This is a genomic window from Pseudomonas vlassakiae (assembly GCF_014269035.2).
Classification (GTDB): Bacteria; Pseudomonadota; Gammaproteobacteria; order Pseudomonadales; family Pseudomonadaceae; genus Aquipseudomonas; species Aquipseudomonas vlassakiae.
In genome coordinates, this window is record NZ_JABWRP020000009.1 from 202,804 (window position 1) to 224,431 (window position 21,628).

The window sequence follows — 21,628 nt, forward strand, 5'->3', positions numbered from 1 at the left end:
TGGGGTCATGGATAACTTTTTTGATATGCACATACGTAAACTGACCCACGCAGACATACCCCGCGCCAGCGCCCTGTGTCTGCAGGCATTTACGCTGGCGGTGGCGCCATCGCTGACCGAGCAGGGGGTGGAGACGTTCGCCAAGGTTGCTGCCGAGCAAGCGTTCGCCGAACGCATGCAAGGCGATAACCTGATCCTGGTCTGCGAAGCGGATGGCAACCTCTGTGGCCTGGTTGAGCTCAAGGAAGGCCGTCATGTAGCGATGCTGTTCGTGGCGCCTGCATGGCAACGCCGGGGTGTGGGGGCGCGCCTGATGAATGAGGTTCTGGCCTACGCAAGGAGCCAGGTCCTGACCGTCAGGGCTTCGTTGAGCTCCGTGCCTGCGTACCAGCGCTACGGTTTCGTTTTGGCCGGGGAAGTGGGCGAGTTCGCCGGGCTGGTCTATCAGCCGATGGAGAAACTGAGATGACTGGTGAAGTGTTTACCCCGTTCCGGCACCTCGCCGCCCAGTTGCTGAAATACCTGCCGGCGAGCCAGCAAGATGGCTCCCACGACCTGTCCCATATCCATCGCGTTTGGGTCAACGTGCAGCGGATACAGCGGGTGGAAGGCGGTGATCTGCAAGTGCTGCTTGCAGCGACGGTGCTGCATGACTGTGTCGCGGTAGAAAAGAACTCGCCATTGCGTGACCAGGCTTCGTCGCTGTCCGCGGACAAGGCGGCGTCAATCCTGGCTGATCTGGGCTGGCCTTCGCAGCGCGTCGAGCAGGTGGCGCATGCCGTCAAGACCCACAGCTATTCGGCAGGTTTCGCGCCGCAGACGCTTGAGGCCAGGATCCTTCGGGACAGTGATCGGCTGGACGCTTTGGGTGCGGTAGGCATTGCCCGGTGCTTTTACACGGCTGGGCGAATGGGGTCTGCGTTGTACGATTTCGAGAATCCCGTTGCGCGGGGCAGGGAGTACCGGGATACGATGTATGCGATCGAGCACTTCCACACCAAACTGCTGAAACTCGCCTCCGGTTTCACAACCGGCGAAGGCGCTCGACTGGCTGCCGAACGCCATGCGCGGCTTGAAGCATTTCTTGCAGATTTCATGGATGAAGTTGGCGAGGGCTAGGCGCTGGGGCTATCACCATTCAATGGCTCGTCCATCCCACGCCCAGAACCCTCCGCTGTCCGCAGGCCCCAACCGTCCGACCTGCTCGATGACACACTGCGCGGCGAACGCAGGGTCAAACAGCTTGCCCGCTGGCACATTTCCTTGAAACGGCCGCGACAGCGCTGTGTCCGTGGTCCCGGGATGCAGCGCCAGCACCGTGGAGGCCGGGTTCAGGCGCCTCAGTTCGATGCTCGCCGTGTGCAGCAACTGATTTAGCGCGGCCTTGCTGGCCCGATAGCTGTACCAGCCACCCAGGCGGTTATCGCCGATCGACCCAACCCTGGCTGACAGCGCGGCATAGGTGGCGGGTTCCTTGCGCAGCAAGGGCAGCAGGTGCTTGAGCAGCAGTATCGGTGCGAAGGCATTGGTCGCGAAGCTTACCTGCAGGCCGGCCAGGTCCAGCTGTGCCAGAGATTTTTCTGCCTTGGCGCCCTCCTGATGAAGGATGCCCAAGGTGCTGATGACCAGGTGCAAGTGATCGCAGGTATGCCCGAGTTCGGTTGCCAGTGTCGCGAGTGATCGTTCATCACGTGCGTCGCAATCCATCAGTACCAGGCGCTCGCCGTGTTGCCTGGCGAGTGTCGCGAGGTCGTCATTGCCTTTGGCATTGCGCGACACGGCCCAGAGCCGGGCCACCTCGTCACGCGCCAGCAAGGCCGTACATAGCGCCAGGCCGATGCCACGGCTTGCGCCGGCTACCAGGACATTGGCGTGGCCATTGAGGTTGGGTATCAGGCTCATGCGGCACCTCACGCGAGTGAATTGAATACGAGTCTGGCATTGAACTCGCCCTGCGACGCGCTACGCTTTTGGCAGGCGTCTATCCTTTTGCCAAACCTCCGCCCGTCAATGGAGTGAATGAGCAGATGATTCGCAAATCCCTACTTGTGATTGCCATCGCTACCTTGCTGGCGGCCTGTGGCGACGATTCTTCCCACTACGCGGTCTCCGATGAACACTGCCAGCCCGATCGTTTGAAGACGCTCCCCAACAATGCCAACCGCGATACGCTGGTCGAAAAATGCATGCCTCGGCAATCCCCATGAGCGCATGGTCGCGGTTCACGCCGGGCGAAGATGGGCGGGCGGCGTGACTGGACGCTCCGATGGCAGTTGTTCGGCACCATTGTGTTGCTTCTCTTTGTTCGCAACGCCGAAGGGTATATGCACCATCGGCAGATCTCCCGCCGCTGACGTCAGGTGACTGCGCTGGTCGTCGAAGAACATGTGCGGCTTGAGGATCGACAGCACCCGATCTTTCTCCATCCCGCCAAGGAAGAACGACTCATCCGGCGAAACCCCCCAGTTCTTCAGCGTCGTCACCACCCGTTCATGGGCCGGCGCATTGCGTGCCGTGACGATGGCGATGCGCAGGATGCGCTGGTACGCAGGGTCCTGCGCCAACTTGCGGTCTTCCAGTTTGCGAATCAGTGAAAGCTTGCGGTACAGGTCTGCCAGCGGCCCCGGCTGATGCGGTATGGCCTTGCGATCTTGCTCATGGGCCTGGAACTCATCCAGGTTCAGGCGCTGCTTGTATACGCTCTCCGCCTCGTCATCGGCAATCACGCCATCGAAGTCGAAGGCCACGCGCAGCTCGGTGTCGATCTCGTCATCGTAGATCTTCGTCGGCAGCACCAGGCCCGCCGGGTAGTCGGCGTCGATTGCACGCTGCACGTCGCCTTCATGGGCACTGAGGAACAGCGAGGCGTTGAACGCCGGGATGTATTCGTAGGGCGAACGGCCGGACATGAACGCGGCGCGGGTGATGTCCAGGTTGTAATGGTTGATCGAGCGGAACACCCGCAAACCGGTTTCCGGCGAGTTGCGCGAGAGCAGCACCACTTCCACCGGCAGTTGTTCGGGGAAGGCCTTGTTGATGCTCAGGAAGCGGCGGATGAACGGGAAGGCGACGCCCTTGGGGAAGGGCACGTCGAGGTTTTCTTCCTGGTGCAGGCGATACGCTTCGACGCCTTCGCACTGGTAGATGTTGTCGGAGACGGTCAGGTCGAACAGGGCGCTGGAGGCGACGCCGACGACGAGTTTCTCTTCGATGGGGTAGGGCATGGGCTGTCCTGAGAAAGGCGGGGACCAGCCACCATCATAGGCCAACGCCATGCTAATCTGCGCCCGAGTTCAACCAAGGCCCGAATTCGCATGCCGATTGCCGACAATCTCATTGCCTTTACCCTGGCAGCCACGCTGCTGACCCTGACCCCAGGCCTGGACACGGCGCTGATTCTCAGGACCGCTACGGTAGAGGGCCGCAAGCAGGGCGTGCGTGCAGCTTTGGGCATCAACGCTGGCTGCCTGCTGTGGGGCGCAGCCGTTGCTTTCGGCCTTGGCGCATTGATCGCGGTATCGGAGCTTGCCTACAACATTCTCAAATACTGTGGGGCTGCCTACCTGGCCTGGCTTGGCCTCAACATGCTCTTGCACCCACGGCAATCGCTGGCACCTGCCGGGGAAGATGGCCAGCGCGCTGGCAACTGGTTCTTCAAGGGCATGATGGGCAACCTGCTCAATCCCAAGGTCGGTATCTTCTATGTGTCGTTCCTGCCCCAGTTCATTCCCCAAGGTCAGCCTCTGGTAGCCTGGACCTTTGGCCTGGTCAGCATCCACGTGGCGCTCGGCTGGCTTGCTGTGGGCGATGCTGCTGATTGGCGCGACCCGGCCGTTGGCGGGCCTGCTGCGACGGGACAAGGTCATCCAGTGGATGGACCGTGCGACCGGCCTGGTATTCGTGCTGTTCGCGGCTCGGCTGGCGCTGGGCAAGCGATAGGCGCCGAGCGCCGTGTGCTACATCACGTCGAACGAGCCATCGAGATTGCATTCCCGATGATCGCCACCGCTATTTTCAGGCAGAAACGCGGTCAGGTCATAGGGCAGCAGTACCGTATCCAGCGCGAAGGAGAAGGGTACGTCGATCAGGCCCACTAAACCACCGGGGCCGTTGCGCGTGGCGAAGTTCCAGCCAAAGCGTGTGCCCGGATAGACACAGCGCTCGCCATCGAGGTGAATGAGGGTACTCCAGCAGCCACTCAACATCAGCGGCAGCGAGAGCGTCAGGTACTTGGCAATCCTTTTCCCAAGGGTTGACACCCCTTTCTGGTCTTTCATCAACGCGGTCCTTCAACCAGCCGTAATTCCCCATCCCGATACTGCACCTCACGCCCCAGCCACTCGCTGCTCACTTGCGGCAGCACTGCCGAGGGTTTGCGCAGTTCGCGCAGTAAGGTCGAACCATGGGACAACCGCCCACCCATGCGCGCAATCACGGCCCGTGCGGCCTGATAGTGGGCATGGCGGCCGGGGTCGAGGCTGTCTTCGAGGAGGATGTCCTGGCCCAGGATGCCTTGCACCTGGCCAGGGTAGATCATGAAACCGGTGGCCTGTTCGCTGCCCTGGCTGCCGTCTTGCCAGAAGCTGCCGTCGCGCGTGCGCACGTCAGGATGCGGGCCGAACCAATCGGCACGCTGGGCTTCAGGCATGGCGTGGTGCACGCGGAAGAAAATCCGCATCAGGTTGTCCCGGTACCACTCGCGCACTTGCAGGTAGTAACCCCGCAAGCCGGGCAGGCCGAGGCGATGGGCCAAGGTAACGACGGATGGCCAGGCGGGCAGCGGCTGCAGTGGCAGGTCGGTCGGCGCTGGCCGCGGCGTGCCGGGGTCGGTTTCCCACGGCAGACGGTGGGGGCTGTGCTGCAGGTCGTTGTAGGCGGTCGCTGGCCGGCCCAGCCAGGCACCGCCGCTGCTGGCCAGGGCCGTGGCGATGCACAGGTTGCCTTGCACCACGAAGACATAGAAGCGGCTGAACCAGTCTGCCAAGTGCTGGCCGTCAGCCCCGGCGGCCTGCAGCTGCGCCAGTTCCGCGTCGAAGCGTTGCAGGCCCGGGGCCAGGGCCTGCAGGTGGCTGCGTGCAGCATGCTGCATGCGCCACAGGCGCGGCACAGCGCGCAGCAAGCGCAGCGGGCGCCAGGGCAGGGCGGGGGTGGCGCCGCCGACTTCGCCCGCGTAGCTGGCAGCGGAGATGCCCCAGTCGGCCAGGCGGGCAAGGAACAGGTCGTTGTTGATGTAGGAGGCACCGCCAAACACGGCGGTGAAGGGTTCGTTGTCCTGCAGCACCCGGCTGTCCCAGCGCGCCATGATCGCCGGGATGCTGGCGGCAGCGCGGCGCTGGGCGTATTCGACGAAGCGGCTGGGTTGCGGCGGCAGGATCTCGGCGATGTTGGCCGAGGTCAGGTGGCGGCGCCAGCCATGCTCGCTGATCGGGCGATACTGCAGCAGCCACAGTTGCTGGCCGTCCCAGGCCCATTCGATATCGCCGGGCACGTAGTGGAACACGTTCAGCACGCCTTGCAGGAAGTCCCACAGGGCCTTGGCTGTCAGGCCATGCACGGTGGCGAAGTGGCCGCTTTGCCAGGCAGCGCCCAAGCGCGACAGCGTTGCGCGCCGGGGGCTGGCCTGGCCGTCGGCCAGCGCTTCCAGGTGGCCTTCGAGCCACTCCAGCTCCACCGACAGGTGACGCACGAAGGCGATGCCGGACACCCTCGGTTGGATGAAGCGCTGCACCACCACTTCCTCGACGCCGGCGTCACGCAGTGCGCTGACACGGTCGGCGACGGCGTCGCCGGGCACGCGCAGGTAAGTGGTGCTCAGGCCGGCATTGGCGGCATCGGCCTGGTCCTCGGCATAACTGGAGGAACGCACGGCCCACAGGGCATCCGGGGCCGAGGCAAGCAGCCTGGCAAGGCGCGGGTCGTTGCCGTCGTCCAGGCTCAGGGCTTCGGGCACAGCCTGGCCGGCCAGTGCCGCCAGTTGCAGGCGGCCGCCTTTGGTGTGGGCGACGAAGCCTTGGCTGCCTGACTCCAGCCAGGCGGCAAATTCGGCCGGCGCATCGATCCAGGGGTAGTGGCCCCAGCCCGGTTGCAGGCTGATGCGCAGGTCGGCGCGGGCGAGGATCGCTGACCAGGCGGCGGCCTGGGCGATCCCCAGCACGCGGTCGTGGTCGCCCCATACCAGCTCGATGGGGTCGGTGACCCACTCCAGCAGCGGCAGCGCGGTGTCGGCGCGCAGTTGCGCCCAGGAGGGCACGAAGGCGCGGCAGCGGGCATAGCCGGCACCCATGCGCTGGTACTGCGCGGGCGTCCAACGCTGGCTGGAAAACTTGGCGGCGAACCAGTGCGGCTTGTGGCTGAGCAGCCAGTGGATGGCCTTGCGCAGCGGCAGCGGCGACATCAGCGCCGGCAGGCGGCGTTGCCAGAGGAAGGCGCCGACCGGGGCCAGCAGCACGCTGCGGCTGAAATGGCCGGGGCTGCGCTGCAGGGCATGCAGCACGATCAGCGCGCTGACGCCAACGGCCATGATGGCGTGCCCGCGTTCGCTCAGGCTCAGCAGGGCTTGCGCGTACTCGTCCAGGCCCGTGCAGGGCGGCGCGGGGTTGTCGCCGAAGCCGGGCAGCTCCAGGGCCTGCACCCGGTAGTGCCGGAAGTGCGGCAGGGCATCGTCCCACCAGTCGGCGGCGCTGCCGTTGCCGGCCAGCAGGTACAGCAGAGGCTTGCTCATCGATGCTCCTCAGGCCAGGTCGCGCAAGGCGCTGTCCAGGGTCGGGTACTGGAAGCGGTAGCCGGCCTGCTCCAGGCGGCTCGGCAGCACGCGCTGGCCGTCGAAGAACAGCTCGGCCATTTCCCCGGCAAGCGCCCGAACCGGTGCGGCGGGAACATGCAGCCACACCGGGCGCTTGAGCAGTCGGCCGACAGTTTGGGCGAAGGTGGCCTGGCTGACCGGCTCGGGGGCGACCAGGTTGTAGGTGCCCTGCATTTCGCTGTCGACCATGGCGCGCGCCATCACCGCCAGCACGTCGTCACGGTGCACCCAGCTCATGATTTGCCGGCCATCACCCATGCGCCCGCCCAGGCCCAGGCGGAACGGCATCAGCAGGGGCGCCAGCGCACCACCAGGGCCGAACACCACGCCCAGGCGCAGCACCACCTGGCGAACGCCGAGGGCGCTGGCCGGGCTGGCGGAAGCCTCCCAGCGATCGCACAGTTCGGCCATGAAGCCGTCGCCTTTGCTGGCGCTTTCGTCCAGTGGCTGGCTAGCGTCGCGTACACCGTAGTAACCGATGGCCGAGGCCTGGATCCACAGCGCCGGCTTGTGCCGGGCCTGGCGTGCCCAGTGCAGCAAGGCCTCGGTGGTGCCGACCCGGCTGGCCAGCAGCTGCGCCTGGCGCCGCGGTGTCCAGCGTGGCCCGGCGACGGGCGCGCCCGCCAGGTTGATGACCACGTCGAAGCGCTCGTCATGGCCGAGTTTGTCGAGGCTGCGCAGGCAGCGGGCGCGGCCGTCGAACAGGTAGGCGGCGCGCAGTGGGTCGCGGGCCAGCACGCTGACGCTGTGACCGGCATCGAGCAACTGGTTGACCAGGGTTTCGCCGATGAAGCCGGTGCCGCCAGTGACCAGCACCTGCTTGTAGGCGCTGCCGGCGAACGGGTTGGTTGCCGGCCCCTGGCGGTGCAGGCGCAGCGTCGCCAGCGCATCGCGGATCCCCGACGCCGTCACACCGAGGGCGAACAGGGTCAGCAGCCAGCCGCGCCAGCCGAGGTCGATGGCCACCAAGCCATCGGGCAGGCTCGACCACTGCAGCAGCTGCAGGCCGTACAGCGCGAAGAAGGCGCCAGCGTTGATCGCCAGCACGGTATGCATGATGCGTTCGATGGCCGGCAGCTTGCGGCTGCGGTCCTCGACCACGAAATCCCACAGGGTCAGGCCGATCTCCAGGGTGAAGACCACCGCCACGATAATCGCCCAGACGCCCTGGAACGCTACATGGGCGATACCCAGGAACAGGATGCCGTAGCAGCACGAGCGCACTGCGTGGATCGCCAGCTCCAGCCGCGCACTGTAGCGCTGGGGCAGGGCAACGGTCAGTTCATGGTGGTAGACAGTGTCCAGCGCGCCCAGCAAACCTTGGATCAGCAGCAGGTTGAGGGCCCAGGAGAGGATCGGCAGTTCAGCCACGTTCAAGTCCTTTCAAAGTGGTGGTGGGGCGGTCGCAGCGATACAGCCACAGCAACGGTGGCAGCAGGGCGAGCAGGGCCAGGCCATCGATGACCAGGTGCGACCACATGCCGGCCTGCAACGACACCACTATGTCCTGCGGTGCCCACAGCACGATGCCGCATGCCAGCCAGGCCCAGGCACTGTGGCTGCGCAGGCGGTCGCCCAGCTGGATCAGGCCGAGCATGTACAGCGAGTAGCTTTGCAAGGTGGCGCCGAACAGTGCGAGCCACCACACCTGCTGCTCGCGGGCAGGCGCTGGCGCTGCCTGGCCCCAGAACGCCTGCTCGATGCTCAGTTGGTAAGTGCCCAGCAACGCGCTGTGGCCGGCCCAGGTGAGGCCCAGGCCAATCAGCAAGTGCATCAGCGCTGCGGCTTGCAGCCAGCGTACCCATGCACGGCGCACATCGCATCGTGCGGTAAAAGAGCGGAGCATTCCTTGTCCTGTCGGCTTCCGTGACGGCGGCCAGTGTACTTGATTTGCGCAAGTGGTCGTAGGCGCTGGCTTTTTGCGCCACTGGTCGAGGCGCTGGCACTCCAGCCCTTCGCATTTCTTCTGAGTTAAAGGTGCAGATCCGCTGCACCGCAGACCGGAGACCCACCATGACGACAGATACCCCGAAAAAGCAGGATGTGGGTGAAGCGTGGTCGCAGCAGCGACCGGAAGACTGGAACCCGCCAGGCAATCCGGGTTCCGATCAGGACGCGCAACAGCAGCGGGAGAACGGCACTGCCCGCACTCAGGAGAATGTCGAAGTCCCGCTCCCGGGGGACGATGAGGCCCCTGTCGAGGAAGAGATGCAGGATGTGGATGCCAACAACTCAGTGTCCAGCGAACACCCGCAACCTCGTTGAGCGATTGCGGTGGCGGTCGGTACCCTGTGGCAGCGGGCGAGCCCGCGAAGGAGGCGACGCGGTGGATGGCACCGCCTTTGCCGGTATTTGCGGGCGCGCCCGCTCCCACAGGGATGGCGTCAGATGCTGAAGGGTTGTACGCCAGCCTCCTCATCGACCCTGTCTATCAAGCCATCCACCCTATCAATTTGACTGCGACATTCTGCCTCAGTAACGTGCGCGGCTCTTCGTTGTAGCGCCAGAGACCACCTGTTTTGCCTTCCCCCTGAAGCACCTCGCATCACTTCGCCACCCGTAAATTCCTGACTGCCGGCGTGCCTCCGGGCGTGCCTGTCGTCCCTGCGTTCGAGTTTCCGAAATGTCTGTCAATGCCCCCGCCCGGATCACTGAACTCGTCATCGAGGCCGGTACCAAGAAAGCCCATTTGCCTACCCGCGCACTGCTCATCCTCGGCTTTCTTGCCGGTGGCTTCATCTCGATGGGCTTTATCCTGGCTATCCATGTCAGCGCGATGATTCCCGGGCAATGGGCTTCGCTGGGTAACCTGCTGGGTGCTGCTGTGTTCCCGATTGGCCTGATCCTGGTGATCCTGGCGGGCGGCGAACTGCTTACCGGCAACATGATGAGCCTGCCGCTGGCCATGTTCGCCGGGCGCATTCGCCTGGCGGCGGTGGCACGCAACTGGTGGCTGGTAACCCTGGCCAACTTGCTCGGCGCGCTGTTCGTGGCGTACTTCTTCGGCCACCTGCTTGGCCTTACCGAGGGCGCCTACCTGGCCAAGACCGTGGCCGCCGCCACCAGCAAGGCCAGCGCCGACTTCGTTCATGCCTTCGTCTCGGGTATCGGCTGCAACTGGCTGGTGTGCCTGGCGGTGTGGCTGGCTTTTGCCAGCCGTGAGATGAGCGGCAAGATCCTCGGCATCTGGTTCCCGATCATGGCCTTCGTCGCCATCGGCTTCCAGCACGTGGTGGCCAACATGTTCCTGATCCCGGCGGCGATTTTTGCCGGTTACCTGAGCTGGGGCGCGCTGGCCGAAAACCTGCTCGCGGTGTTCCTCGGCAATGCGGTGGGCGGGGCGATCTTCGTCGGCCTGGCGTACTACGTGTCGTTTGCGGCTACGGCCCAGGAACAGGCGACCGTGCCGTAAGTGCCTTTACCTCGCCGGCAAGGCTGGGTAGCATGGGCGCCTCCTTCCTTTCCGGCTGTTCTGCCGTGCACCGCCCAGGCGTTGATTCGCGAAGCGGGCATACATGATGCCGACATGAGTACGGGCGCCTGGCCAAGGCGCACCGATAATCCGTCATCAGAAAATCAGGATGATTCCATGATCATTCGCCAAGCTATCGCTGCCGATCACCCTCGGCTGCTCGACATCTGGCTGCGCGCCGTGCGCGCCACGCATCACTTTTTACAAGCGTCCGACATCGACGCCTTGCTGCCGCAGCTGCGCGATGTCTACCTGCATGCCGTCGAGCTGTGGGTGGCCGTCGACACCGAGGACCAGCCGCTGGGCTTTATCGGGCTCAACCAGCACCATGTGGAGATGCTCTTCGTCGACCCTGATCGGCGTGGGCAGGGGATTGGCCGGGCGTTGCTGGATTTCTGCCGCAACCCGCGCAATACCTTGAGTGTCGACGTGAACGAGCAGAACCCGCAGGCGGTGGGGTTCTACCTTCACTACGGCTTCGTGCAGACCGGGCGTTCGCCGCTGGACGGCGAAGGCCGGCCGTTTCCTTTGTTGCACATGGCCTTGCCTGACCCGGCGTAAGCCATAACCCTTGAGCCTGCAGATCAGCGCCGCACCGTCAGCGCCTGCGGGTTGGCGACGTTCTTCGCCGCGCCTTGGGCAAACGCCACCACGTTGTCGAAGGCATCGCCGAAATACAGCTCGTAGCCGTTCTTCTCCACATAGCCCAGGTGCGGCGTGCTCAGCACCCGCGGGTGGGTGAGCAGGGGGTGGTTCGGCTCGAGTATCGGCTCCTGTTCGAACACATCCACCGCAGCGAAGCCCGGCCTGCCGGCGTCGAGCGCCTGCAGCAGGGCCCCGGGCTCAATCAGCTCGGCGCGGCTGATATTCAGCAGCAGGGCGTCCGCTTTCATCCGCGACAGGTCGCTGAAGGTCACCCGATGGCGCGTTGTCTCTGACAGCCGCAGGTTCAGGCTGACGATGTCCGCCTCGGCAAAAAATGCCTCGCGCGAGGTCGCCGCCCGGTGCCCATCGGCCTCGGCCGCCGCCCGGCTGCTCTCGCTGCCCCACACCAGCACGGGCATGTCGAATGCCTGGGCGTAACGGGCGAGCCGCTGGCCGATCTTGCCGTAGCCCCAGATGCCCAGCAGCTGGCCGGCCACCGCCTGGCCCAGGTTGACCTGCCAGTGGCCTTGCTTGAACGCTTCGATCGCGGGTACCAGCTGGCGCCGGGCGTTGAGCAGCAGCGCCCAGGCAAGCTCCGCCGGCGCCACCGGCGAGCCGCGGCCTTCGCTGACGACGATGCCGCGGGCGGTGCAGGCTTCCAGGTCCAGATGGCCGGCGACCTTGCCGGTCTGGCTGATCAGCTTGAGGTTGGGCAGCCGGTCGAGCAGGGCTGCATCGATGCGCGTGCGTTCGCGGGTGAGGACCAGGGCGTCGGCATCGGCGAAGCGGGCGGCCAACTCATCCAGGGAGGCGGGTGGCTTGTCGTGAAACACGCGAACCTCATGCCCAGCGAGGCGTTTGAAGCATTCGAGCGAGCGAATGACGTCCTGGTAGTCATCGGGAATGGCAATGCGCATGGTGGTCGGCCCCGGCGGTCAGTGTGGGAAGGGGTTGGCCCGACGTGGCACCACCCTGGCCATACACTTGAGCACAACTCCCAGCACCACCGCCACCCCGGCACTGACAAAGATCGCCTCATGCCCGGCGCTCTGCTGCTGCAAGGCCACGAACGCCGGTGCCAGCGCCGCCGCCGCGACCTGCAGGATACTCACCCAGGGCGTCAAGGTGCCGCGCGGATCGTTGGTGGCGATGGCGCCCATGTAGTAGGTCAGCGCCAGCACCCAGCCAAAGTTCATCAGGAACAACGCCACGCACAGCTGCTCGGCATCCTGTGCCTGGCGTGCCAGCAATACGATCGACAACAGCACCAGCAGCGAGCCGAAGGCGATCATCGGCCCACGCCTCACCCGTGCGCCCAGCACACTGGGCAGGGCACCGCCGGGCAAGCCGCCGAGAATGCCCAGGCCGAACGACCAGCCCACCTCCACCGGGCTGATCCCACGCTCGCGGGCCAGTGGGTCGACAAAGCCCCAGATGCAATAGATCGCCAGCTGCAGGCACAGCATCCCCAGCAGCGCATAGCGCCCGAGCGTGGCACAACCGACACCGCTCTGGGCCACGGGTAACGGCGCCTCGCGGTGCAGGCGGGCCGGAATGGCCAGCGCGACCAGGGCGATCAACACGAACCAGCCACCGATGCTTGCTACTGCCCCACGGTTGCCGAGCACCTCGGCGAGCTGTGGCATGCAGGTGGCATACAGCGCGAACACGGCGGTCTGGATCAGCAGCGATAAACCATACGAGCGGTCCTGCCCCGGCAAGCGCCCCAGCCCGCTGATGGCGCCGGCATACAGCAACCCGGTAGCCACGCCGCAGGCCAGGCGGCACAGTACCAGCGTTGCCAGTGAGTCCAGCATGGCACTGAGCACATTGAGCAGCAGGGCCGCGAGCGCGCCTGCCAGGTACAGGCCACGGCCACCGAAGCGTCGGCCCAGCATGGGCAACAGCAGGCTGCCGAGCAACGTCCCGGTCATTTCGCTGGACAGGATCCAGCCTTGCTGGCTCAGGTCCAGGTTCATCCGTTCGGCCACCAGGCCGATGAAGATCGGTTGCACGCCGATGATGATCAGCGCCGTAGCGGCGATGTAGATCAGGGCGGCACGCAAAAGCAGGTTGTTCTTGTTGTTGTGCATTGGAGTTTTCCGAGGGGCGCTTGAGGTTCAGGCGTGGCGCAGGGTGCCCGCGTCATGGGTGATGCGCCCGTTCATCACGGTCAGCGCCACGTCGGTCTTGCCGATCTGGTAGCGATCGAGTTCGAACAAGTCCTGTTCGAGGATGATGATGTCGGCGCGCTTGCCGGCAGTGATTGAGCCGATTTCCTTTTCCAGCCCCAGCTGGTAGGCGCCGTTGAGGGTGTAGGCGGCAATCAGTTGCGGGATGCTCAGGCGTTCGTCGGCATCGGGCATCACTGGCGCATTCGGCTCGCCACTGAGCTGACGGGTGTGGCCCGATTCGATGTGTTCCACCGGTTTGTGCTGGCAACGGCACTGGCACACCACGCCGTCCATGCCAATCGACACGGTCACGCCCTGGTCGATGAAAGTGCGGAACTTGTACATCGAAGCCCAGCGCTTGAAACCATACGACTGCTGGATGGCCTCGGCGTAGGCGTCGACCACGCCCCATTGCAGTTGGGTGTTGGCCATGACGCCGATGCGGCGGAAGCGGGGGATGTCGTCGGGGTGGGTGAGGAAGGCATGGGTGATCACATGACGGCGGTCGCGCGGCGGGTTGCTGGCGAAGGTCCGCTCGAACACATCCAGCGCCATGCGCACGGCGGCATCACCCACGGCATGAACCATCACGTCGATACCGGCGGCATCGGCCTGGCGCACGTGGTTTTCGAACACCGCTTCCGGCATGGTCGTCGAGCCGCAGTGCGGCTTGTCGCAGTAGGGTTCGAGCAGGAACGCGGTGTGGTTGAGTTCAGTGCCGTCAAGCATCAACTTCAAGGTCTGTGCCTTCACCAGCGGTGAGTCATAGCGGCTGCGCATGCCTTGCAGGATGGTCACCGGGTCATCCTCGGTGCCCATGTTGATATAGCTGCCGACCACGCGCAGTTTCAGGCGGTCTTCACGTTCCAGTTGTTGCAGGGTTTCGTACAGCAGGGTCTGGTCACCGGCCGGGTCGAGGAAACCAGCGTCGAACACGGTGGTGATGCCGGCGGCGACCAGCTTTTCTTGCCAGAACGGAATCGAGCGCAGGTACAGGTCGATGCCGGTTGGCAGGTAACCGGCTTCGCTCAGGCGTTGCATCAGCAGCGAGTAGGCCGCGCAGTCGATGATCACGCCGGTGGGCTCGCCGCTGAGCGGGTCCTTCTCGAACCAGCTGGCGCCTTCTTCCACGGCCGGCGTGTCGCGGTCGATGCCGGCTGCCTTGAGCGCGTAGGTGTTGACCCACATGGTGTGGTAGTCGGTGGACAACAGGCACACCGGCTTGTCCGGGCAGATGGCGTCGAGCACTTCACGGCGCAGCAGCTCGGCCGGCATCAGCGGCTGGATCCAGCCCATGCCGGTGATGGCTTTCTCGCCTGGGTTGGCCGCCACGTAGCGCTCGAGCAGGGCCAGCACTTGGTGCGGGTCTTCATGGTTGACCAGTGCCTGGAAGGCGAACGCGGTGCTGGAAAAATGCCAGTGCGATTCGACGAACCCCGGCAACACCAGCTTGCCGGCGGCGTCCAGCAAGCGCGTGGCAGGGCCGGCATGGGCCATGACGCTGGCGTGGTCGCCAACGCAGAGGATGCGCTCGCCCTGCACGGCCACTGCGCTGGCCCACGGCTGGTGCGGGTCGACGGTGTAGATGCGGGCGTTGTGAATGATGAGGTCGGCGGTGCTGGTCATGGCGGCTCCCTGGGGCAAAATGCCGCGCTAGTTTTGTGTCGGTAAAAAGTTTTAGTCAATAAAATATTTTTACGGCTTGGCTTTGCGGTATGCTGGCCGTCGGTTTTGAGAAGGGGGGGCGAAGTGAGCGGATTACGCGAGCAACAGAAGGCGCAGCGCCGGGAAACGATCAGCCGCACGGCGCTGGGCCTGTTCGAGCGCCAAGGTTTCCAGACCACCACCATGGAACAGATCGCCCGCCTGGCGGCGGTGTCGGTACCGACGGTGTTCGCTTATTTCGGCAGCAAGCAGGAGATCCTCCTGGAGAAACTGCGCGAGGCCGACCACCGCGCGGTGGCGGAGGCACGCAAGCGCCTGGCGGAATTCGACCAGGCGCTGGATGCGCTGTGTTTCTACGAGGCCAACCTGACCGATTACGCCTTCGAGGTGCTGCCGGCACCCTTGTGGCGTGAGATCCTGCCGCCGTTGCTGCCGCTGTTGGGGAGCAAGCAGCGTGATGTGCCCGAGGCCTACAAGCGGGTCAATGACGCGCTGGTCGAGGAACTCAAGCACCTGCTGCAGGACCTGTGCGACAGCGGCAAGTTACGCGCCGACCTTGACGTGGGCTATGCAGCGTTTTTGATCAATGACTACGGGCATCTGCAGCTGCTGCGGTTGTGCAGTGACGAGCCGCTGGACCTGGTGGCGCATCGCGAGGACGTGCGCCGCTTCATGGGCTTTTTGCTGGCCGGGATGCAGGCGGGCCGGCCCTGACCGGTAGCGGCCTCATCCGCCTTCGCTCAGTGCCCCGATCACCTGCTCGACACTGGCCTTGAGCCCGGCCAGTGCATTTTCGGGGTCACTGTCCACCACCAGCAACCTCGCCCCGGCCGCCTCGATCACCTTGGCCACCGCTGCATCCGGCTGCCGATGGTCCAGCACCAGCGCCACATCCTGCCCCGTGAGGTTCTCGCCCAGCGCTTTCAGCGCCGCCTCATCCCATTTGCCATCCGCTGGCAGCGGCTGTTCCACCACATCCAGGTTCAAGCCGCTGGCCAGATAGCCCAGGCGCTCCGACAGGCTGACCACGCTCAGGTTTTCGACCTTGGCCAGCTGCACCTGGCTGCTGGCAGTCAGCTCCAGCAGCTGGCGCTTGAGCTTCGCCAGGTTGCCCTGGATCCTCTGCTTGTCGGCGGGCACCAGGCGCTCCAGGTCGTTGGCCAGAATATCGGCCATGCGCCCCAGGTTGGTCGGGTTCAGCCAGGGGTAGGCGGCATAGGCGTCATCGCCGCTCACGGCGATGCCCGGCAGCGCGCCATCGAGCGGCCGCGCTGCATCGATCTCGACGATACGGATGTTGCTGCGTCGCGCCAGCGGGTAGAGCGGGTCGTCACGCCAGATCGAACGCACACCGATCACTGCGTCGGCCTGCTGGGCGGCCTTGGCCAGGCTGGCACCACCACGGCTGCTGAAGTACGACGGCTGGCGGCTGGCCGGCAGGTTGGCGGGCGCGGCGCGCGTGAGCTGCACGCGGGTGCCGTCGAGCAGGGCGCTGGCCAGGCTGTGGGTCACGGGTAGGGAAGTCAGCACTTGGCTGGCCGAAGCGAGCGCGGGCAGGCTGGCCAGAGCGATGGCCAGGGCCAGGTGTTTGAGTTTCATGCCGGGTTTCCTTGCAGACGTGGGACGAGGGCGCGGGCCAGCGCGGCGAGGGCGAAGCAGATACCGGCTACCAGAATGATCGCGGCGCCCGAAGGCACCGGCAGGTCAAGCATGATCGGCAGCAGGATGCCGAGCAGCGTGCTCAGGCTGGCAATCAGCACCGACACGAAGAAAAACCCCTTCAGCGACTGGCTGACCAGGCGCGCCGCCGCTGCCGGGATCACCAGCAAGGCGCCGACCAGAATCGCCCCGATCACCTTCACCGAAGCCACTGTGACCAAGGTCACCAGCACCACGAACAGGTAGTCCAGCGTCTTCACCGCCACCCCACGCACCGCGGCCAGTTGCGGGTTGAAGCTGGCCAGCATGATGCGGTTGTACAGCGGCAGGGCCATTGCCAGCACCAGCATCGCGACGATGCCCAGCACCAGCAGGTCCTGGGGGCTGACCGTCAGTACCGAGCCGAACAGCACATTTTCGAGGATATGCACGTTGATCTTGCCGGCGAGCATCAGCAGCAGGCTGGCGCCAAGGGCCAGCGACACGGAAAGGAACACGCCGATCAGCGTGTCCGGTGCCAGCCCGGTGCGGTTGCGCAGGAAGTTGAGCAGGATGCCGAACAGCAGGCAGTAGCCGAACAGGCTGCCATAGGGGCCGGTATAGGGTTCGCCGAGCAGGATGCCGATGGCGACCCCGGTCAGCGCGGCATGGCCGACCGCTTCCGAGAAGAAGGCAAAGCGCTTGACCACCACCAGTGTGCCGAGGCCGCCCAGCACCGGGCCGATCATCAGGCCGGCCAACAAGGCATTGATCACGAAACCGTAGGCCAGCGCCTGCGGCAGGTAGCCAGCGTCGGCCCAAGCCTGGACCAGCTGGCGGAAGGCTTCGAAGCTCATCGGGCAAGGCTCTCGCTGCGAGGGTGGACAGAGAACAGGCCAAGCAGGCGCTCCGGCGTCAGCGCCTGGGCCGGCGGGGCGTCGAACAGCACCTGGCGGTTCAGGCCGGTGACCCGGTCGGCCAGGCGCAGCACGGCCTCCAGATCATGCTCGATCCACAACACCGTGGTGCCGGCCTGGCGCCAGCCTTGCAGCAGTTGTTCGAACACCTGGATGCCGGCTTCGTCGAGCGCCGACATCGGCTCGTCGAGCACCAGCAGTTGCGGGTCCGGTATCAAGCCCTGGGCGAGCAGCACGCGCTGCCGCTCGCCACCGGACAACGCGCCCATGCGCCGCTTGCGCTTGGCGAGCATGCCGACCCGTGCCAGCGCCGCATCGATCGCCGGCTGCACGCGCCGCGACAAGCCGAGGAACGCCGGGCGCCGCTGACACATGGCCGCCATGAAGTCGTCCACGGTCATCGGCAGCCCGCGGTCGAACTCCAGCGCCTGCGGCACATAGCCGATCACCTGCTGCGCGCCTGGCCAGTGCAGGGTCAGCTGGCCCTGGTGCGGCATCTGCCCAAGCAAGGTCTTGATCAGCGAACTCTTGCCGCCGCCATTGGGCCCGACGATAGCGTGCACGCTGCCTGCGGCCACGCTGAACTGCACCTGGTCGAGAATGCGTGTGCGGCCCAGGGTCAGGTCGATGCCGGCAAATTCGATGCACGGGCCAACGGGTGCGGTGAGGTGCGCGGCAGCGGTCATGTGCGGTTCTCCTGGATGGCGCGGACCACGGTGTCGAGGTTGCGCTTCATTTCCACTTCGTACTTGTCCTGGGTGTACTCGCCATAGGAAATGTGCGTCAGCGGGTACAGGCGCACGCCGGCTTCACGCTGGATGGTCTCGACATAGGCCGAAGGGAAGTCCATCTCCGAGAAAATCACCTTCACATCCAGCGCCTTGAGCTGGTCGATGGTCTTTTTCAGCTGCGCCGGGCTGGGTTCGATGCCGTGGGCGGGCTCGACCACGGCGGTCACTTCCAGGCCGAAGTCACGCACCAGGTAGTCGTAGGCGGCATGGATGGTGGCCACACGGAAGGTGGCGCTGGGGGCTTCGCTGACCTTGGCCAGGGCTTCGGCACGCAAGGCGCGCAGGCGCTTGGCATAGGCACGGGCGTTCTGCGTGTAGAGCCTGGCGTTGTCCGGGTCGAGCTTGCCAAGCGCCCGGGCGATGTTGTTGACCTGGGCGATGGTGGTGCTGATCGACAGGAAGGTATGCGGGTTGACCACCTTGCCGGCGCCCCGCGCGGCGATCCCGGTAGCGGCCAGCAGCGGTACGTTCTGGTTGGCTTCGATGGTCTGGATGCCGGGCTTTTCGCTGGCGGCGATCATGCGGTCGGCGAAGTCGTCATGGCCCACGCCATTGAGCACCACCACGTCCAGCGTGCCGATGCGCTTGATGTCTTCGGCGCGGGGTTCATAGGCATGCGGGTTGAAACCCGCCGGAATCAGCGGCACCACTTCGGCCTTGTCGCCGACGATGTTGCTGACGTAGCTGTAGTAGGGGTGCAGGGTGATGCCGATGCGCAGGGGCTTGCCGGTATCGGCCAGGGCCAGCGCCGGCAGGGCGCAGGCCAGGAGCAGGGCGAGGGCTTTGCGGAACATGGGGAATCCTTGGGTTCAATGACGGTGTTCGCGGGTGACCCCGGCGTCGTAGTGGCTGACCACCTGCTGCCAGCCGGCGGCGATCAGTGCGGCCTGGCCGAGGTCGTCGGGGAGCACGGCGGCGCTGTCGCGGCGCAGCCACACGTCGACCTCGGTGCTGCCAGCGTCGGGCAGGATCAGCAGGAAACTGCCGGCCACCTGCGGCGCCTGGCTGCGGCCCAGGTAGGCGCCAGTCGCCAGCCACTGCCACTGGTGGTTGCCGCGGCGCTTGCTGCCGGCATCGGCCACGAACGGTGGCAGGCCTTGCTCGGCCAGGGCCGCAACGCTGGGCGTGGCGGCGCTTTCCTGTCGAAGCAGTTGTATCTCGTCGAACGCCACGCGCAGGTCGGTGTAGATGCCTTGTTCGGCCGCGCTCAGGTCGCGGCGTGCGTCGATCTGGTGGCTGGCGATGGCCTGCTCGTCCTCGCGCTCGCCGCGCAGCAGCACGACGCTGGCGGCGAGGGCAACGATCAACAGGCTGGCCAGCAGCACATAGAGGGTTTCGTGCCCGGCGCCAGCCGGGCGCACCACTTGGGCCTGGCTCATGGCTGGGCGGCTCATGGTTGCGCGATGTCGGCGTGGTCGACTTCCACGACGTGGCCAGGCCCTGCGTCGAACAGCACGTAGAACCCGCCGTCGGGGCGTTTGAAGGTCAGGCTCGAATCGTCACCGAGCTTGCCACCGACCAGCACCTGCTCGTCGTAGCCGATCACGTCGAGGGTCACCCCGGGCGCGCCGCTGCCATCGGAAAACCCGCCGGTGCATTTCACCTGGCCACCGGCCACCTCCTCGCATTCGCACATCGGGTTGTGGGCCAGGGCCGGGCTTGCAGCCAGTACCAGCCAGGGCAGGGCGAGCCTGTGCATGAGGTGTTTCATGGTTTGCCTCCTTGTTTTTCGAGCCAGGCCACGGTGGCTGGCGAAGCCTTGGCCAGGGGGACCGAGGCCTGGTGCAGGCTGCCGTCCCAGCCTTCGAGGGTGATCCAGACCTGTGCGTCGGCGCCGGTGCGCGGCGGTATGGGCAGGTTGGTGACCATGCGGTATGGCGCGCCGAAGAAGATGGTGCCGGCGGCGCGCAGGCTGCGCGGCTTGCCGATGCGCAGGTAGACCGCCTTGACGTCATTCACGCAGGCCTTGCACAGCGCCGCGTTGAACAGCTTGAATTGGCCTGCGGGGCCATCGGCGCGCGGGGCTTCGTTGCGCAGCTCGGCGAGGTCCAGGCTGTACGGGCCGACCTGTATGCCGTGGATCGGGTTGGCACCGAGCCCGGCGTCACCACGTAACAACCTGACATCGGCGAAGTACTTGGGCATGAAACCCAGGGGAATGAGGATCAGCAGGATGTTCAGGTGAAAGCGCCACTTCAGCCACCCTTGCTTGAGTGGCCGGCCAGGCAGGGTTCGGGCACGGCTCATGGGCGCACCTCCAGCGTGGTTTCGCGGTGTGTGCCGTGCGCTGTGCGCTCGCTGCGCTTGAGCGCGGCGGCGGTGGCCTGGGCGGTGCGTTTGGTCCAGATCAGCAGCCCGCTGAACACCATCAGGGTCAGGATCAGGCCGAAGAAGAACCAGATCAGCTTGATCGGCAGGCCACCGAAGTCGCCCGTGTGCAGCGGGCGCATGGACTCGGTGACGAACTCCAGGGCCGAGCGGTCGCTGAGCAGGAACTGGCTGTCGACCTGGCGTGTATACGGGTTGACCGACGCGCTCTGGAACATCAGCGGGTACCAGCCACGCCCGCCCATTTCGATGTGGCTGTAGGCGGTAGCCGGCAGCGAGATGGAGGTGATCTCCAGGCTGGGGATGGCCAGGCCGGCAATGCGTGCGGCCTCGTCCAGGTCGATGCGTGGCGCCGGGCTGCCGTCGACGGTCTGCGGCACCTGCTCGCGGGCGATCACCGGCACGACGGGTTCACTGGAAATAGTGATCTGGTTGTCGAACAGGATCGCCCGGATCAGGAACCAGATGCTGGTGATGGCAATGACCGCGATGAACCAGATCGACCAGACCCCGGCCAGGCGGTGCAGGTCGCCCCAGAAGATGCGCGAGCCATGGCCGGTGCGTACCGGCTTGAAGAACCCTTTCCAGAATTTTTTGTACACCACCAGGCCCGTTACCAGCGACGCGAGCATTGGCAGGCCGAGCATCGACACCAGGTACCAGCCCCAGCTGAAGCCATTGGTGAACGGCACCAGCCACCAGCCGTGCAGGGCCCGGGTGAAGGCTTCGAAGTTGAAGTCCGGCATCTTGCCCTGAATGGCCCCGGTATAAGGGTTGACGTAGAGCATCGGGCTGGAGCCATCGGCGTAAGTGACCTGGGCCGTCAGCGCGAAGTGCGCGCCATCGGGCTGGCTGAGCGAGTTGACGGCCATGTCTGGTTCGGCCTTGTGCAGGGCATCGAGCACTTGCTGGAAGCTCAGGCGTTCGGCGTTGTCATCAGGCTTGCTGGCACGCACGTCGGGGTTGGCCAGCCAGACGATTTCCTGGCTGACCACGGCCAGCATGCCGGTAAAGCAGACGATCAGCACGAAGAACCAGATCGGCAGGGCGAGCCAGCTGTGCACCAGGAACCACAGCTTGGACTTGGATTTTTTCGGTGATTTGGCCATCGGTCAGTCTTCTGAAAAAAGGGGCGAGCACAGGCCCGACCAAAAAAGGGCTGTTGTTCAAAAGACGAATGAGAATGAAAATCCTGA

Annotated in this window: 24 protein-coding genes and 1 pseudogene; 8 read left to right on the forward strand and 17 right to left on the reverse strand. The window is 65.2% G+C overall.

The window, feature by feature from the left end; translation table 11 throughout:
- Positions 1-25: 25 nt before the first annotated feature.
- Both HU738_RS14175 and HU738_RS14180 read left to right on the forward strand, forming a co-directional pair.
- Positions 26-469, forward strand: a complete 444-nt coding sequence (locus HU738_RS14175; protein ID WP_186603826.1) for a GNAT family N-acetyltransferase — start codon at positions 26-28, stop codon at positions 467-469.
- Positions 466-1,119, forward strand: coding sequence for an HD domain-containing protein (locus tag HU738_RS14180; RefSeq protein ID WP_186603825.1), 654 nt, complete (start codon positions 466-468; stop codon positions 1,117-1,119). Before HU738_RS14175 ends, HU738_RS14180 begins: the two co-directional genes overlap by 4 nt.
- Before the next feature lie 12 nt (positions 1,120-1,131).
- On the opposite strand, the gene HU738_RS14185 is transcribed toward HU738_RS14180, so the two are convergent.
- The gene (locus tag HU738_RS14185; protein ID WP_186603824.1) at positions 1,132-1,902 is read right to left on the reverse strand and encodes an SDR family NAD(P)-dependent oxidoreductase; all 771 of its coding nucleotides are present in this window, start codon (positions 1,900-1,902) and stop codon (positions 1,132-1,134) included.
- Positions 1,903-2,027: 125 nt separating this feature from the next.
- Here HU738_RS14185 and trbK point away from each other — a divergent pair, with 125 nt between their 5' ends.
- Entirely contained in the window at positions 2,028-2,207 is a 180-nt protein-coding gene (gene trbK, locus HU738_RS14190) for an entry exclusion lipoprotein TrbK (RefSeq protein ID WP_099814542.1), read from the forward strand.
- A gap of 15 nt (positions 2,208-2,222) precedes the next feature.
- Here trbK and HU738_RS14195 read toward each other — a convergent pair whose 3' ends face one another.
- Positions 2,223-3,224, reverse strand: a complete 1,002-nt coding sequence (locus HU738_RS14195) for a 5'-nucleotidase (protein WP_225923457.1) — start codon at positions 3,222-3,224, stop codon at positions 2,223-2,225.
- Between the two features lie 90 nt (positions 3,225-3,314).
- Here HU738_RS14195 and HU738_RS14200 point away from each other — a divergent pair.
- Positions 3,315-3,939: pseudogene (locus HU738_RS14200) on the forward strand (LysE family translocator).
- 17 nt (positions 3,940-3,956) lie between these two features.
- On the opposite strand, the gene HU738_RS14205 reads toward HU738_RS14200, so the two are convergent.
- Genes HU738_RS14205 through HU738_RS14220 form a run of 4 tightly spaced genes read right to left on the reverse strand, consistent with a single transcriptional unit; the run spans position 3,957 to position 8,648 of the window.
- Positions 3,957-4,277 (reverse strand): YceK/YidQ family lipoprotein, encoded by a 321-nt coding sequence (locus tag HU738_RS14205; RefSeq protein WP_186603823.1) that lies wholly within the window; start codon positions 4,275-4,277, stop codon positions 3,957-3,959.
- The gene (locus HU738_RS14210; protein ID WP_186603822.1) at positions 4,277-6,721 is read right to left on the reverse strand and encodes a PEP-utilizing enzyme; all 2,445 of its coding nucleotides are present in this window, start codon (positions 6,719-6,721) and stop codon (positions 4,277-4,279) included. The genes HU738_RS14205 and HU738_RS14210 overlap by 1 nt, the downstream gene beginning before the upstream one ends.
- Positions 6,722-6,730: 9 nt before the next feature.
- The gene (locus HU738_RS14215) at positions 6,731-8,173 is read right to left on the reverse strand and encodes a TIGR01777 family oxidoreductase (protein WP_186603821.1); all 1,443 of its coding nucleotides are present in this window, start codon (positions 8,171-8,173) and stop codon (positions 6,731-6,733) included.
- The gene (locus HU738_RS14220; RefSeq protein WP_186603820.1) at positions 8,166-8,648 is read right to left on the reverse strand and encodes a cell division protein; all 483 of its coding nucleotides are present in this window, start codon (positions 8,646-8,648) and stop codon (positions 8,166-8,168) included. Before HU738_RS14220 ends, HU738_RS14215 begins: the two co-directional genes overlap by 8 nt.
- A 167-nt stretch (positions 8,649-8,815) precedes the next feature.
- Between HU738_RS14220 and HU738_RS14225 the strand changes: the two genes are divergently transcribed.
- The 3 genes from HU738_RS14225 (at position 8,816) to HU738_RS14235 (ending at position 10,835) form a co-directional block, all read left to right on the forward strand.
- Positions 8,816-9,067: a hypothetical protein gene (locus HU738_RS14225; protein ID WP_186603875.1), complete on the forward strand. Its 252-nt coding sequence runs from the start codon at positions 8,816-8,818 to the stop codon at positions 9,065-9,067.
- 358 nt (positions 9,068-9,425) lie between these two features.
- A complete protein-coding gene (locus tag HU738_RS14230; RefSeq protein WP_186603819.1) occupies positions 9,426-10,214 on the forward strand; it encodes a formate/nitrite transporter family protein in 789 nt (262 codons plus the stop codon).
- 177 nt (positions 10,215-10,391) lie between these two features.
- Complete coding sequence (locus HU738_RS14235) at positions 10,392-10,835, forward strand: acetyltransferase (protein WP_186603818.1); 444 nt, start codon at positions 10,392-10,394, stop codon at positions 10,833-10,835.
- A gap of 23 nt (positions 10,836-10,858) precedes the next feature.
- On the opposite strand, the gene HU738_RS14240 is transcribed toward HU738_RS14235, so the two are convergent.
- Genes HU738_RS14240 through HU738_RS14250 form a run of 3 tightly spaced genes read right to left on the reverse strand, consistent with a single transcriptional unit; the run spans position 10,859 to position 14,719 of the window.
- On the reverse strand, positions 10,859-11,836 hold the full coding sequence (locus HU738_RS14240) for a D-2-hydroxyacid dehydrogenase family protein (RefSeq protein ID WP_186603817.1): 978 nt from the start codon (positions 11,834-11,836) through the stop codon (positions 10,859-10,861).
- An 18-nt stretch (positions 11,837-11,854) separates the two neighbouring features.
- Positions 11,855-13,012: an MFS transporter gene (locus HU738_RS14245; RefSeq protein ID WP_186603816.1), complete on the reverse strand. Its 1,158-nt coding sequence runs from the start codon at positions 13,010-13,012 to the stop codon at positions 11,855-11,857.
- Positions 13,013-13,039: 27 nt separating this feature from the next.
- Positions 13,040-14,719, reverse strand: coding sequence for an amidohydrolase (locus tag HU738_RS14250; protein WP_186603815.1), 1,680 nt, complete (start codon positions 14,717-14,719; stop codon positions 13,040-13,042).
- A gap of 123 nt (positions 14,720-14,842) precedes the next feature.
- Between HU738_RS14250 and HU738_RS14255 the strand changes: the two genes are divergently transcribed.
- A complete protein-coding gene (locus HU738_RS14255) occupies positions 14,843-15,472 on the forward strand; it encodes a TetR/AcrR family transcriptional regulator (protein WP_186603814.1) in 630 nt (209 codons plus the stop codon).
- A 12-nt stretch (positions 15,473-15,484) separates the two neighbouring features.
- On the opposite strand, the gene HU738_RS14260 is transcribed toward HU738_RS14255, so the two are convergent.
- Genes HU738_RS14260 through HU738_RS14295 form a run of 8 tightly spaced genes read right to left on the reverse strand, consistent with a single transcriptional unit; the run spans position 15,485 to position 21,541 of the window.
- Positions 15,485-16,357, reverse strand: coding sequence for a metal ABC transporter substrate-binding protein (locus HU738_RS14260; protein ID WP_186603813.1), 873 nt, complete (start codon positions 16,355-16,357; stop codon positions 15,485-15,487).
- Positions 16,354-17,253, reverse strand: coding sequence for a metal ABC transporter permease (locus tag HU738_RS14265; RefSeq protein WP_186603812.1), 900 nt, complete (start codon positions 17,251-17,253; stop codon positions 16,354-16,356). Before HU738_RS14265 ends, HU738_RS14260 begins: the two co-directional genes overlap by 4 nt.
- Positions 17,250-17,999 carry a metal ABC transporter ATP-binding protein gene (locus tag HU738_RS14270; RefSeq protein ID WP_186603811.1) on the reverse strand — a complete coding sequence of 250 codons (750 nt, stop codon included), beginning with the start codon at positions 17,997-17,999 and terminating at the stop codon, positions 17,250-17,252. The genes HU738_RS14265 and HU738_RS14270 overlap by 4 nt, the downstream gene beginning before the upstream one ends.
- A complete protein-coding gene (locus HU738_RS14275; RefSeq protein WP_186603810.1) occupies positions 17,996-18,898 on the reverse strand; it encodes a metal ABC transporter substrate-binding protein in 903 nt (300 codons plus the stop codon). Before HU738_RS14275 ends, HU738_RS14270 begins: the two co-directional genes overlap by 4 nt.
- A 15-nt stretch (positions 18,899-18,913) precedes the next feature.
- On the reverse strand, positions 18,914-19,483 hold the full coding sequence (locus HU738_RS14280; RefSeq protein WP_186603809.1) for a DUF6162 family protein: 570 nt from the start codon (positions 19,481-19,483) through the stop codon (positions 18,914-18,916).
- Positions 19,484-19,494: 11 nt separating this feature from the next.
- Entirely contained in the window at positions 19,495-19,815 is a 321-nt protein-coding gene (locus tag HU738_RS14285; protein WP_186603808.1) for a hypothetical protein, read from the reverse strand.
- Entirely contained in the window at positions 19,812-20,351 is a 540-nt protein-coding gene (locus tag HU738_RS14290; RefSeq protein WP_186603807.1) for a PA2404 family protein, read from the reverse strand. The genes HU738_RS14285 and HU738_RS14290 overlap by 4 nt, the downstream gene beginning before the upstream one ends.
- Positions 20,348-21,541: a PepSY-associated TM helix domain-containing protein gene (locus HU738_RS14295; RefSeq protein WP_186603806.1), complete on the reverse strand. Its 1,194-nt coding sequence runs from the start codon at positions 21,539-21,541 to the stop codon at positions 20,348-20,350. The genes HU738_RS14290 and HU738_RS14295 overlap by 4 nt, the downstream gene beginning before the upstream one ends.
- Positions 21,542-21,628 lie beyond the last annotated feature (87 nt).